The organism is Allobosea sp. FBZP-16 (assembly GCF_002831785.1).
Classification (GTDB): Bacteria; Pseudomonadota; Alphaproteobacteria; order Rhizobiales; family Beijerinckiaceae; genus Allobosea; species Allobosea lupini.
Genome location: NZ_LNCQ01000022.1, coordinates 575,009 through 588,382, shown reverse-complemented (window position 1 = coordinate 588,382; position 13,374 = coordinate 575,009). Strand labels below are relative to the sequence as shown.

The 13,374-nt window shown below is 67.9% G+C and carries 11 protein-coding genes; 6 read left to right on the top strand and 5 right to left on the bottom strand.

What is annotated here, in order from left to right; genetic code table 11:
- Positions 1-33: 33 nt before the first annotated feature.
- From lpxD to lpxB, 5 genes are all read left to right on the top strand, one after another.
- A complete protein-coding gene (gene lpxD, locus CXY91_RS09065; RefSeq protein WP_091828734.1) occupies positions 34-1,098 on the top strand; it encodes a UDP-3-O-(3-hydroxymyristoyl)glucosamine N-acyltransferase in 1,065 nt (354 codons plus the stop codon).
- A gap of 90 nt (positions 1,099-1,188) precedes the next feature.
- Positions 1,189-1,647, top strand: a complete 459-nt coding sequence (fabZ, locus tag CXY91_RS09060) for a 3-hydroxyacyl-ACP dehydratase FabZ (protein WP_091828735.1) — start codon at positions 1,189-1,191, stop codon at positions 1,645-1,647.
- 52 nt (positions 1,648-1,699) lie between these two features.
- Entirely contained in the window at positions 1,700-2,509 is an 810-nt protein-coding gene (gene lpxA / locus CXY91_RS09055) for an acyl-ACP--UDP-N-acetylglucosamine O-acyltransferase (RefSeq protein WP_100960530.1), read from the top strand.
- On the top strand, positions 2,506-3,375 hold the full coding sequence (locus CXY91_RS09050; RefSeq protein ID WP_100960528.1) for an LpxI family protein: 870 nt from the start codon (positions 2,506-2,508) through the stop codon (positions 3,373-3,375). Before lpxA ends, CXY91_RS09050 begins: the two co-directional genes overlap by 4 nt.
- Entirely contained in the window at positions 3,372-4,547 is a 1,176-nt protein-coding gene (gene lpxB / locus CXY91_RS09045) for a lipid-A-disaccharide synthase (protein WP_100960525.1), read from the top strand. The genes CXY91_RS09050 and lpxB overlap by 4 nt, the downstream gene beginning before the upstream one ends.
- 7 nt (positions 4,548-4,554) lie before the next feature.
- Here the strand turns inward: lpxB and CXY91_RS09040 are convergent, their stop codons facing one another.
- The 3 genes from CXY91_RS09040 to gltX all read right to left on the bottom strand — a co-directional run bounded on the left by CXY91_RS09040 (position 4,555) and on the right by gltX (position 8,667).
- Positions 4,555-5,541 carry a Bug family tripartite tricarboxylate transporter substrate binding protein gene (locus CXY91_RS09040; protein WP_091828741.1) on the bottom strand — a complete coding sequence of 329 codons (987 nt, stop codon included), beginning with the start codon at positions 5,539-5,541 and terminating at the stop codon, positions 4,555-4,557.
- Positions 5,542-5,690: 149 nt separating this feature from the next.
- Positions 5,691-6,980: a citrate synthase gene (gltA, locus tag CXY91_RS09035; protein ID WP_091828742.1), complete on the bottom strand. Its 1,290-nt coding sequence runs from the start codon at positions 6,978-6,980 to the stop codon at positions 5,691-5,693.
- A 268-nt stretch (positions 6,981-7,248) separates the two neighbouring features.
- Positions 7,249-8,667 carry a glutamate--tRNA ligase gene (gltX, locus tag CXY91_RS09030; protein ID WP_100960523.1) on the bottom strand — a complete coding sequence of 473 codons (1,419 nt, stop codon included), beginning with the start codon at positions 8,665-8,667 and terminating at the stop codon, positions 7,249-7,251.
- Positions 8,668-8,878: 211 nt separating this feature from the next.
- On the opposite strand from gltX, the gene CXY91_RS09025 reads away from it, so the two are divergent.
- Positions 8,879-11,098: a ComEC/Rec2 family competence protein gene (locus tag CXY91_RS09025; RefSeq protein ID WP_248307408.1), complete on the top strand. Its 2,220-nt coding sequence runs from the start codon at positions 8,879-8,881 to the stop codon at positions 11,096-11,098.
- Here CXY91_RS09025 and lexA read toward each other — a convergent pair.
- On the bottom strand, positions 11,092-11,829 hold the full coding sequence (lexA, locus tag CXY91_RS09020; protein WP_100960518.1) for a transcriptional repressor LexA: 738 nt from the start codon (positions 11,827-11,829) through the stop codon (positions 11,092-11,094). The two genes, CXY91_RS09025 and lexA, sit on opposite strands and share 7 nt — an antisense overlap.
- A gap of 333 nt (positions 11,830-12,162) precedes the next feature.
- Positions 12,163-13,374 carry a molybdopterin molybdotransferase MoeA gene (locus CXY91_RS09015; protein WP_100960516.1) on the bottom strand — a complete coding sequence of 404 codons (1,212 nt, stop codon included), beginning with the start codon at positions 13,372-13,374 and terminating at the stop codon, positions 12,163-12,165.

The following is a 13,374-nucleotide window of genomic DNA, read 5'->3' as shown; positions in this document are numbered from 1 at the left end:
GGGGCGCTTCCGCGCCCTGCAACGGATCAATTTATGGCAGATCCCAACTTCTTTCCGATTGCGACCTCGCTGTCCTTCAGCGAGGTCGCTGCCTTGTCGGGTGTCGCCTTGCCCGAAGGCGTCGATCCCGAGCGCCGGATCGAGGGCATCGCGCCGCTCGAAACGGCGGGTGGCAGCGATGCTGCCTATATGGACAACCCGAAATATGTCGCGGCCCTGACCGCGACAGCGGCCGGGCTCTGCTTCGTCTCCCAGCGCTTCGCCGAGCGGGTGCCGGCCGGCACCGTCGCGCTGGTCACGCCGACGCCCTACCATGTCTTCGCGAAGCTGCTGTCGACCTTCCATCCGCAGGCGCTGCGGCCGGGCTCGATGTTCGGCTCGGCCGGTGTCGCTCCCGGTGCCTTCGTGCATGCGACGGCACGGCTCGAAGCCGATGTCACGGTCGATCCCGGCGCGGTGATCGGCCCGGGCGCGGAGATCGGCGCCGGCTCGGTGATCGGCCCGGGCGCCGTCATCGGCCCTCAGGTCCGGATCGGGCGGCAATGCTCGGTCGGCGCCGGCGTGGCGCTGCAGGCGGCCTTGATCGGCAACCGCGTCATCATCCATCCCGGCGCACGGATCGGTCAGGACGGCTTCGGCTTCGCCATGAGCCCGAAAGGGCACATGAAGGTGCCGCAGGTCGGCCGCGTCATCATCCAGGACGACGTCGAGATCGGCGCCAACACGACGATCGACCGCGGCGCCAGCCGTGATACGGTGATCGGCGAGGGCAGCAAGATCGATAACCTCGTGCAGATCGGCCATAACTGCGTGGTCGGACGCCATTGCGTGATCTGCGCCCAGGTCGGCATGGCCGGGTCCAGCACGCTCGAGGATTTCGCCGTGCTCGGCGGGCAGGTCGGACTGGCGGGCCACCTGACCATCGGCATGGGCGCGCAGATCGCGGCCCAGAGCGGTGTTGCCGGCGATGTCCCGCGCGGCGCGCGGTATGGCGGCTATCCGGCGCAGCCGGCATTGAGCTGGGCGCGCGAGGCTGCCTTGCTCAAGCAACTCGTGGCCAAGCGCGGCAAAGGGCCGAGCGGCGGCGAAAACGCTTGATCTCACGCCGACTTCCGGCAAAAGCAGCTTTGCATGACAGGTGACGTGCTTTTAGCGCGGGGCGCAGGGCGTTCGAGGAGAAACGACACGATGACGGATGCGACCAAAGCGCTCGGCGTGGCCGATATCCAGAAGATCATGGCCTGCATCCCGCATCGCTATCCGTTCCTGCTGGTCGACAAGGTCGTCGAGATCGACGGGGACGCGTCCGGCGTCGGCATCAAGAACGTCACGTTCAACGAACCCCAGTTCACCGGGCATTTCCCTGGCCGCCCGGTCTTCCCCGGCGTATTGATGATCGAGGCGATGGCGCAGACGGCGGGCGTGCTCGTCGTCAGCGCGCGCGGCAGTGATGATCTCGCGGTCACGACCGTGCTGTTCACGACGATCGACAAGGCGAAGTTCCGCAAGCCCGTCATTCCGGGCGACACGCTGCGCTTCCACCTGACCAAGCTGGCGCATAAGCGCAACATCTGGTTCTACCGCGGCGAGGCCAGGGTCGACGGCGTGCTTGTCGCCGAGGCCGAGCTGTCGGCCATGGTCGTGTGAGCGGGGGACCGCGATGCACGCTCCCGCTTCCGACCAGCCGCAGGATTTTGCCATGAGCACCTCGATCCATCCGATGGCGATCGTCGACCCGTCCGCCAAGCTCGGGGCCGGCGTCAAGATCGGCCCGTTCTGCACGGTCGGTCCCGATGTCGCCCTTGGCGACGGCGTCGAGCTGATCAGCCATGTCGTCGTCGCCGGCCGCACCACCATCGGGCCGCGCACCAAGATCTATCCCTTCGCCTCGATCGGCCATCCGCCGCAGGATCTGAAGTACAAGGGCGAGCCGTCGACGCTGACGATCGGCGCCGACTGCGTGATCCGCGAAGGCGTGACGATGAATCCGGGCACCGAGGGCGGCGGCATGAAGACCGTCATCGGCGATCGCGGCCTGTTCCTGGCCAACTCGCATGTCGGTCATGACAGCGTGATCGGCAACAACGTCATCTTCTCGAACAACGTCATGTGCGCCGGGCACGTCACGGTCGGCGATTTCGTCATCGTCAGTGGCGGCACCGGGCTGCAGCAGTTCGTCCGGATCGGCGATCACGCCTTCATCGGCGGCGGCTCGGGTGTCCTGCTCGACGTCATCCCGTTCGGGATGGTGCGCGACAATCCGGCCCATCTCGCCGGGCTCAATCTCGTCGGCCTCAAGCGCCGTGGCTTCTCGCGCGAGCAGATCCACGAGCTTCGCCGGGCGTATCGCCTGCTCTTCGCCGATGAAGGCACGCTCTCGGAGCGGGTCGAAGACGTCGCTGCCGAGTTCGCCGAGCATCCGCTGATCCACGAGATCCTCGACTTCATCCGCGCCGGCGGCGATCGGGGCATTTCCGTGCCGCGCGACGTGAACGCGCCCGAGCGGTGAGCACAAAGGCGGCCGATGCGGCAGGACGGCCGCAGGGGCGGCGTATCGCCGTCCTGGCCGGTCGTGGTGACTATCCGGTACGGGTTGCGGGCGCGGCCGTGGCCCAGGGCGCCAGCGTCTATGTCGCCGTGCTCACCGGTGCAGGCGATCCGGCCGACTATGCCGCCTACGATGCCAGGGAGTACCGCCTGGGTCAGCTCGGGCGCTTCCTCGACGAGATCAAGCGCCGCCAGATCGACGAGATCGTCATGGTCGGCGCCTTGCCGCGGCCGAGCTTCGGCTCGCTCGCGCCGGAACTGTCAACGCTGAAATATCTGCCGCATTTTGCCCGCGCCTTTCAGGGCGGCGACGACCATCTGCTGCGCGGCGTCGTCTCGTTCTTCGAAGGCCAGGGGCTGCGTGTCGTCGGGCCGGCCGATCTCGCGCCCGATCTCGTCGCGCCGGTTGGAGCGCTCGGGCGCCACAAGCCATCTGCCGTCGCGCGCGAGGCGATTGCGACCGGCTTCAACCTGCTGGCGGTGCTCTCGCCCTTCGACATCGGGCAGGCGGCGATCATCGCCGATCATCGCGTCGTCGCGGTCGAGGCGGCGGAAGGAACCGACGCCATGATCGAGCGCGTCGCCGGTCTGGTTCAGGCGGGGCGTCTCAAGCCTGGCAAGGGCGACGGGGTGCTGATAAAGGCGCCCAAGCTCGGGCAAGACCTCAGAGTCGACATGCCGGCGATCGGCCCGGAGACGGTGGCGCGCGTCGCCGCCGCCGGCCTGGCCGGCATTGCGGTCAAGGCCGGCAGCGTGCTGATCGGCGATCGACAACGGCTGGCTACGCTTGCCGACGCCTCCGGCCTGTTCATCGAGGGCGTGGCGTGACCCGCCCGTTCAGGCTGTTCATCGTCGCCGGCGAAACCTCTGGCGATGCGCTGGGCGCGCGTTTCGTGGCGCGACTGCGCGACGTCCTGGGCGAGCGATCGCTCAAGCTTTCGGGCGTCGGCGGCGAGGCCCTGATCGCGGAGGGGCTGCATAGCGCCTTTCCGCAGGAAGATATCGCCGTAATGGGCTTTGGCCCGGTGGTGGCGCGCCTGCCGCTGCTGTTGCGCCGGATGGCGGACGCCGCGCGCGCCGCAGCCGCCTTCGAGCCCGATCTGCTGCTCACCATCGATGCGCCCGATTTCAGCCTGCGCGTCGCGAGGAGGGTCAGGCGGCTCGCTCCCGCCGTGCCGATCGTGCACTGGGTCTGCCCGAGCGTCTGGGCCTGGCGGCAGGGCCGGGCCAAGCGGATGAAGCCGCATGTCGACCGGATCCTGGCGCTCTTGCCGTTCGAACCCGCCGCGCTCGAGCGGCTTGGCGGGCCGGAAACCGTCTATGTCGGCCATCCCTTGATCGAGCGGTTGCAAGAGTATCGCCCGGGGCCGGACGAAGCCATACGCCGCGACGATCTGGACGCTCCGACAATCCTGATCCTGCCGGGCAGCCGGCGTTCGGAGATCCGGCATCTGCTGCTGCCCTTCGGCGAGGCGGTCGCGCTCGTAGCAGAGCGGCTGCCGCAGGCTCGCTTCGTGCTGCCCGCCGTGCCGCGTCTGGTCGAAGCGATTACGCAGCTCACCGCCGATTGGCGGGTCAAGCCGGAGATCGTGACGGGCGAGATGGCCAAGCTCGCAGCCTTTCGTGAAGCGAGAGCGGCCTTGGCCGCCTCTGGGACCGTGACGCTCGAACTGGCATTGGCGCAGGTGCCGACGGTCGCGGCCTATCGCGGCGCAGCCTGGGAGGCCGCACTGGCGCGGCGCCTGATCAATCTGCCGAGCGTAATCCTGCCGAATCTGATTATCGGCGAGAGCGTGGTACCGGAGTTCATCCAGGACGAGGCTTCGCCGCAGGCCCTGGCAGGGGCGCTTCTCGCCGCGATCGCTGAAGGCCCGGCACGCCAGCGCCAGCTCGATGGCTTCGCGAGCGTCGAGCAGAATATGCGCAGCGCCGGCCCGAGCCCGGCGGCGAACGCCGTCAGCGCGGCGCTCGCCCTTGTTCGTCAGCCGACAGGCGGCTGACAGCCGACTACTCGACCACGGCGCCAGACGCCTTGGCGATCGGCGCCCATTTCGCCAGCTCGGCCTTCACGTGCTCGCCCAGCGCCTCCGGCGTCGAGCCGACGATCACCGCGCTGACGTCTTCCAGGCGCTGCTTCACATTGGCGTCCTTGAGCGAGTCGTTGGCGGCTGTGTTGATCTTGTCGACGACCGGGCGCGGCATGTTGGCCGGGCCGAACAGCGCGTTCCAGGTATAGGTCTCGTAGCCGGCGAGGCCGCCCTCGGCGATGGTCGGCAGGTCGGGGAAGGACGAGACGCGCTCCTTGGTGGTGACGCCGATGGCGCGCAACTGGCCGCTGCGGATGAACTGGGCCGAGGAGGGCAGGTTGTCGAACATGATCGGCACGGCGCCGGAGACGACGTCGTTCAGCGCCGGGCCGGCACCGCGATAGGGCACATGGTTCATGCTGACGCCGCCGAGCGACTTGAACAGCTCGCCGGAGAGATGCAGCGGCGTGCCGACGCCGGACGAGGCATACGAGTATTTGCCCGGATTGTCCTTCAGCAGCTTCAGCACCTCCGGCACTGTCTTGGCCGGGAAGCTCGGGTGCACGACCATTACGTTGGGCACCACTGCGAGCAGCGAGATCGGTGTGAAATCCTTGACCGCGTCGAAGGTGACGGTCTTCAGGATCGCCGGGTTCAAAGCATGGGTCGAGATCGTGCCGAGCAGCAGGGTGTAGCCGTCGGGCGTGGCACGGGCGACCGCGGTCGAGCCGATATTGCCGCCGGCGCCGGCGCGGTTGTCGATCACGATCGACTGGCCGAGCAGTTCGCCCATCTTCTGGCCGACAAGGCGCGCGACGATGTCGGTCGAGCCGCCGGCAGCGAAGGGGACGATCAGCGAGATCGGCCGCGTCGGGAACGGGGCCTGGGCGAAGGCGGTGCCGGCAAGAGGCAGGGCCGAGGCACCGGCCAGGAAGCCGCGGCGGCTGAGACCTTCGGTTTTCGACATGGGCGAGGACACTCCATTGTGGGTCGGCGACTGTAGCGCTCTGCGTGCAACCGTCATCTGCATTGGATGCATCAATCTCGAGAAACAATAAAGGCCGCGACGGGGTTCCGTCGCGGCCCTTCTTATTCCAGCGTGGCGCGTGTCGCTGATCAGCGACGGCCGATCGGCGTGTAATCGCGCTTGGGCGAGCCGGTGTAGAGCTGACGCGGGCGGCCGATGCGCTGGGACGGATCCTCGATCATCTCCTTCCACTGCGCGATCCAGCCGACGGTGCGCGCGAGCGCGAACAGCACGGTGAACATCGAGGTCGGGAAGCCCATCGCCTTGAGGGTGATGCCCGAATAGAAATCGATGTTGGGATAGAGCTTCTTCTCGACGAAGTACTCGTCGTGCAGGGCGATACGCTCGAGCTCCATGGCAACATCGAGAAGCGGATCGTCCTTGACGCCGAGCTCGGCCAGGACCTCATGCGTGGTCTTCTGCATGATCTTGGCGCGCGGGTCGTAGTTCTTGTAGACCCGGTGACCGAAGCCCATCAGGCGGAACGGATCGTTCTTGTCCTTGGCCTTGGCGATGTATTTCGGGATGTTGTCGACGCTGCCGATCTCCTCGAGCATCTTCAACGCCGCCTCGTTGGCGCCGCCATGCGCCGGGCCCCACAGGCAAGCGACGCCAGCGGCGATGCAGGCAAAGGGGTTCGCGCCGGAAGAGCCAGCGAGCCGGACCGTCGAGGTCGACGCGTTCTGCTCATGGTCTGCGTGCAAGGTGAAGATGCGGTCCATCGCGCGCGAGAGAACCGGATTGACCTTGTAGTCCTCGGCCGGCACGGCGAAGCACATGCGCAGGAAGTTCGAGGTGTAGTCCAGCGAGTTGAGCGGGTACACGAAGGGCTGGCCGATCGTGTACTTGTAGGCCATTGCCGCCAGCGTCGGCATCTTCGCGATCATCCGCATCGAAGCGATCATGCGCTGCTGCGGATCGGAAATGTCGGTCGAGTCGTGATAGAACGCCGACATGGCGCCGACCGAGGCGACCATCACGGCCATCGGGTGCGCATCGCGGCGGAAGCCCTGGAAGAAGCGGGCCATCTGCTCGTGCACCATGGTATGGCGCGTGACGCGATAGTCGAAGTCAGCCTTCTGCGCCGCCGTCGGCAGCTCGCCGTAAAGCAGGAGATAGCAGGTCTCGAGGAAGTCGCCGTGCTCGGCGAGCTGTTCGATCGGGTAGCCGCGATGGAGCAGGACGCCCTCGTCGCCATCGATATAGGTGATCTGCGACTCGCAGCTGGCGGTCGAGGTGAAGCCGGGGTCGTAGGTGAACATCCCGGTCTGGCCGTAGAGCTTGCTGATGTCGATGACCGACGGTCCGATCGAACCCGCTTTGACCGGCATGTCGACGGTCTTGCCTTCGACAGCCAACTGGCTGGTATTTCCGCTCATGGGTCCGATCCTTTCAGGCTCGTTCTTCAGTCATGTGCCCGGTCGAACGGGGGCACCGGCTGCGTGTCGCGTTCCGGCGTCATCCGAACGGCCCACGATGACGGCTCCATGACGGGAATGTCGGGACGTCCGGGCGGGCAGGGTTCATCGAACTGATTTTGAAGCATTTTTTATGCCGAACCGGCAGCGGGAGCTGCCAGTCCGCAGCGCGTTGCTAGACCAATTCCGCGAGGGGTTCAACCGACCGGTCATTAGCCTTTCCGACGCGTCAGGCCGCGTCGGCGAGCCGCGCCAGCACCTCGTCGCGACCGAGCACCGCCATCACGTCGAACAGGCCGGGCGAGGTGGTCTTGCCGGTCAGCGCCGCGCGCAGGGGCTGCGCCACCTGGCCGAGCTTGACGCCGCTTTCTTCGGCGAAATCGCGGATCGCGCTCTCCAATGGCGGCGGCGCCCAATCCGACACCGCCGAGAGCTTTTCCGCCAGTTTCGGCATACGCTGGCGCGCAGCCTCGTCAAGCAGGGCGGCCGCCTTGGGCTCGAGCGCCAGTGGACGCTGGGCGTAGAGATAGGAGGCGCTATCGATCAGCTCGATCAGCGTCTTGGCGCGCTCCTTCAGGCCGGGCATCGCCGCCATCAGCTTGGCCTCCAGCTCGGGAGACGGCTCCGTGCCGATGCCGCGCGGCGGGCCGATTTCCGACCAGATCGCCTTCAGCGCCGTCATCAATTCGTGATCGGCGGACTCGCGCATATAGAGACCGTTAAGGTTCTCGAGCTTGGCGTAGTCGAAGCGGGCCGGCGAGCGGCCGATCGAGGAGAGGTTGAACAGCGAGATCATCTCTTCGGGAGAGAAGATCTCCTGGTCGCCATGGCTCCAGCCGAGGCGCAGCAGGTAGTTGCGCAGTGCGATCGGCAGATAACCCATCGAGCGATAGGCCTCGATGCCAAGCGCGCCATGCCGCTTCGACAGCTTGGCGCCGTCGGCCCCGTGGATCAGCGGGATATGCGACATGCTCGGCACGGTCCAGCCGAGCGCCTGGTAGATCTGCGTCTGGCGGGCGGCATTGGTCAGGTGATCCGAACCGCGAATGATGTGGGTGACGCCCATGTCGTGATCATCGACGACGACGGCGAGCATGTAGGTCGGGTTGCCGTCCGAGCGCAGCAGCACGAGATCGTCGAGATTCTCGTTCTGCCAGGTGACGCGGCCCTGGACCTCGTCCTCGACCACGGTCTCACCGGTCTGCTCCGCCTTGAGGCGGATCACCGGCTTGACGCCTTCGGGCGCGGTCGACGGGTCGCGGTCGCGCCAGCGTCCGTCATAACGCCACTGCTTGCCCTCGGCGCGCGCCGCTTCGCGCTCCGCATCGAGCTCCTGCGGCGTCGCATAGCAGTAATAGGCCTTGCCGGCGGCGAGCATCTGCTCGGCGACCTCGCGATGGCGGGCGGCGCGCTGGAACTGGTAGACCGTCTGCCCGTCCCAATCGAGGCCGAGCCAGGCGAGGCCGTCGAGGATCGCGGCGATTGCGCCCTCGGTCGAACGTTCGCGGTCGGTGTCCTCGATGCGCAGCAGCATCTTGCCGCCATGGCGGCGGGCATAGAGCCAGTTGAACAGCGCGGTGCGGGCGCCGCCAATGTGCAGGAATCCGGTAGGCGACGGCGCGAAGCGCGTGACGACCGTGTCACTCATGAAGGAAGGCTCCGGCGGAACGGGTAAGCGTGAGGCGAGGGCGATCGGGATACGGGCCTCGGCCGGGGCTGACATCCGGCGCCGCCGCTGTAACATGGCTTGCCGGCTGCCGTTAAGAGCCTCCTGCGGGGAGGGGGCGCGATCATCGCGCGGCCGCGACGGGGGATGGATGCTCTCCTACGGGCCGGAACAGCGCCGTAGCAGGGTGGGCGTGCTGGCTCTGCCTGCGCGCTTGCGGCGCGGCGCCCATTTTTCCCAGCCATTATCTGCTTTCCTGCCCGATTGGGGCGGCCGCCTCCGCCAGGCGTTCGAAACCGAGATCGAGCGCCGCCGGCTGTTCAATTGGCTTCCGGTCTGCATGGGGGCCGGCGTGCTGCTCTATTTCCTGGCCGATCGCGAGCCAGGGCTGGCCGCGCCCTTGGCCGGGCTGGTGCTGTGTGCGCTCGCCGCGCTGCTGATGCGGCAACGGCGGGCCATCATAGCGATCTGCATCGCGACCGCGGCGGCCTTTGCCGGCTTTACGGCCGCGACCTGGCGGACGGCGAACATCGCGGCGCCGGCGCTCGCCCGCAATCATGTCGGCAAGCTCACCGGCTTCGTCGAGGCGCTGGAGCAGCGCGAGAAGGGCGTGCGCATCGTCATCCAGGTCACGGACCTGCCGGGCGTCGATCCCGGGCAGCGGCCTCGGCGGGTGCGCGTCACCACGCCGGTGACCACGCTGAAGCCCGGCGACCATATCAGCGCGACCGCCCGCCTGCTGCCGCCGCCAGGCCCGGCGCGCCCAGGCGGTTACGACTTCGCCCGCGATGCGTTCTTCCAGGGCGTCGGCGCCGTCGGCAACATCGCCGGCAAGATCGCGCTCGCGCCGCCGCCCGTGCCGATGCCGCGCCGGCTCGCCCTGGCGGTCGCGATCGACCAGGCCCGTAACGCGCTGACCGAGCGCATCGCGACCAGTGGCGGCGGGCAGGCAGGAGCGATGGCGGCGGCCCTCGTCACCGGCAAGCGCGGGCTGATCAGCGAGCAGACCAACAACGACCTGCGCGCCGCCGGCATCTACCACATCGTCTCGATCTCCGGCCTGCACATGGTGCTGGCTGCCGGCACGATCTTCTGGCTGGTGCGGGCCTTGCTCACGCTGTCGCAGACGGTGGCGCTGCACTGGCCGGTGAAGAAGCTCGCGGCGCTCGTCGCCATGCTCGGTGCCACCGCCTATTGCATTTTCTCCGGTGCCGATGTCGCTACCGAGCGCTCGCTGATCATGACGCTGGTCATGCTCGGGGCGATCCTGGTCGACCGGCCGGCGCTTTCCATGCGCAACCTCGCTCTGTCCGCGATCATCGTGCTGCTGCGCGAGCCGGAGGCACTGCTCGGGCCAAGCTTCCAGATGTCGTTCGGAGCGGTCGCGGCGCTGATCGCCTTCGCCGAGCGCTGGCAGGAGCGGGCGCCCGATGCCGCGGCCGCCGCATGGCCCTGGCCGCTGCGCCCGCTCTGGCTCTCGGCCGTGGGAATCCTGACCACCACCATGGTCGTGACCGCGGCGACGGCGCCCTATGGCGTCTACCATTTCCAGACCTTCAACCCGTTCGGCCTGCTCGGCAACGCGCTGGCGCTGCCCTTCGTCTCGCTGATCGTGATGCCGGCCGCGGTCTTCGGCGTGCTTGCCTATCCGTTCGGACTCGACTGGCCGGCCTGGGCGCTGATGGGCTGGGCCTCCGGATATGTACTCCAGCTCGCCCATTGGGTCGCCGGCATCGACCGCTCGACCGTGGCGCTGCCCGCTTTCGGCTCGACCGCGCTGATCCTGTTCTCGCTGTCGTTGCTCTGGCTGACCTTATGGACGACGGCGCTGCGCTTCCTTGCCGCGCTGCCCTTGGTCGGCGGGCTGGCGCTGGCCTCGGCCCCGTCGCGGCCCGACATCCTGATCGAGCGAGACGGCTCGGGTGTGCTGGTGAGGGGGCCGGAGGGCAAGATGGTGCTGGCCGGCAAGCCGAGCCGCTTCGTGCTGACGCAATGGCTGCATGCCGACGGCGATTCGCGTGCGCCCGACGATGCGGCGCTGCGTAATGGCGCCGCTTGCGATCCGCGTGGCTGCGTCATCCGCCTCCCGGATGGCCGCTCGGTAGCCTATACGCGCGACCGGATCGCCTTGGTCGAGGACTGCCTGCGCGCCGATCTCGTGGTGACGTCGCTCTACTGGACAGCACCTTGCGCAGCCCGCCTGATCGATCGCAGTGCCCTCATCCGTGATGGCGCGACGGCGTATCACGCGGCCCGCGGCGGCTGGCGCGCCTATACGGCCGACGAGGTCACGCGCCTGCGCCCCTGGACCCGGGCACGACCGGAACCGAAGCCGGCGTCAGAACCAGCGCTTGCTCCGGCGACTGCAGCCGCAACTGCGGAGCCGGCAGAGGACGCCGAGGCGCTTCAGTAGCGCCGCATCAGGTTGACGAGCCGGCCCTGGATCTTGACCCGGTCGGGCCCCAGCACGCGCGTCTCATAGGCCGGGTTGGCGGCTTCGAGCGCGATCGAGGAGCCGCGCTTGCGCAACCGCTTCAGCGTCGCTTCCTCGTCGTCGATCAGGGCAACGATGATGTCGCCGGTATTGGCGGTATCCTGCTTACGGATGACGACGGTGTCGCCGTCGAGGATGCCGGCCTCGATCATCGAATCGCCGCGGACTTCCAGGGCGTAATGCTCGCCGCCGCCGAGCATGTCGGCTGGCATCGTGACGCTGTGGCTGCGGTCCTGGATCGCCGAGATCGGCGTGCCGGCGGCGATGCGGCCCATGACCGGGATCGAGACGGTCGAGCGCCCGCTTTCCTCGGCAGCCGGTGGTCGCGGCTTCGTCAGATTGGCTGCCGGCGTCGGGGGAGGCGGGGTCTGGCCGAGGCCGCCCTGGACAACGGAGGGGCTGAAGCGGCCGCGCTGTGCCTGCGGCCCGCCGATGCCGTCCGGCATCTTGATGACTTCGAGCGCACGTGCCCGGTTCGGAAGCCGGCGAATGAAGCCGCGCTCCTCCAGCGCCATGATCAGCCGGTGGATGCCGGATTTGGAACGCAGATCGAGCGCATCCTTCATCTCGTCGAAGGAGGGCGGCACGCCGGATTCCCGCAGGCGCTCCTGGATGAAGCGAAGCAGTTCAAACTGTTTGCGTGTCAGCATGGTCGCGCCGCTCGCCTCTCGGGCTAGAATCGAAACAAAGCACGAACACCATACGCGTTCGCCTTGTGTTCCGCAAGGGGAGCGCTGTGATGAGAACTGATCCTATTTGAGACATGCCGTCCCGGGCGACTGCATGGAGACCGGGATCCCGAAAGAGGTTCCGGAATGGATCCCGGATCGGCGCCGCTGCGCGGCTTGTCCGGGATGACAACCTGAGAGCGGGAGAGTTGACTAAAGCAACTCCGCAATTCTCCGAACCGCGGAATTGCTTTAGGTCTTCGCTTTATCGCATTTTCTTCACGCGAACCGGTGTCCACTTCGCTCGAAAATGCTCTAGCGCAGCCGGATGATGCGGCAGGGATCGCCGGCCTTGGCAGGCTCGGCGAAAGCCGGGCGGATCACCAGCGCCTCGGCCCGCGACAGGTTCGCCAGCATCGAGGAATCCTGCTTGGCGAAGGGCCTGACCCGTCGCTCGCCCTCAATGATCTCGGTGGTGGCACGCAGATAGTCCTGGCGCTCGTCATTGGCCGGCAGGTCGACGGCCAGGGTGGCGGGCTCGCTGCGGTCGCGCTCGGGATCGGCGATGCCGAGCAGCGCCTCGACCAGCGGCATGGCAAAGAGATGGCCGCAGACGATCGAGGAGACCGGGTTGCCGGGCAGGCCAAGCGCGACCATCGGGCCGAGGCGGCCCATCATCATCGGCTTGCCCGGGCGCATTGCGATCTTCCAGAAACCGAGCGCCATGCCCTGCGCCTTCAGGGCCGCCTGGACGAGATCGTGCTCGCCGACGGAAGCACCGCCGAGGGTGATCAGGACATCGGCGCCGGCGGCGCGCGCCGCGTCGATCTTGGCGGCCAGATCGGGGTGGTTGTCGCGGGCGATGCCGAGGTCGAGCGCCGTGCCGCCGGCCTGCTCGATCAGCGCGGCGAGCGCGAAGCTGTTGGAGGCGACGATCTGGTCGGGGCCGACCGGCTCGCCCGGCAGGACGAGTTCGTCGCCGGTGGCAAGGATCGCGACCAGCGGCTTGCGGCGGACCGAAAGCGTCGGGTGGCCGGCAGCGGCGGCCAGACCGAGCGCAGCGCTATCGAGGCGACGACCGGCCTTGAGCAGGACCTCGCCAGTCTGAAAATCCAGCCCGGCCGGGCGGATGAACTGGCCCTTGCCCGCTGGCTTGGTGACGCGGATGACCGGGCCGCCGACGCCCTCGGCATGCTCCTGGATCAGGATCGCATCGGCACCGTCGGGGATCGGCGCGCCGGTGAAGATACGCACCGTCTCGCCGGGCCCGACCTGGCCGGAAAAGCCGCGGCCGGCGGCGGATTCGCCGACGACCTTGAGCTCTTTGCCCAGGGTGAGATCCGTGGCGCGTGCGGCGTAGCCATCCATGGCCGAATTGGCGAAGGGCGGCTGGGTCCTGAGCGCCGCGACGTCCTCAGCCAGCACCCGGCCGGCGCAGTGCGCCAGCGCCAGCGTCTGCGCCGGCGTCGGGCCGGGCACGCTGTCGAGCAGCGCCTTGAGCGCAACCGGGACGGGGGTGAGGCTCAT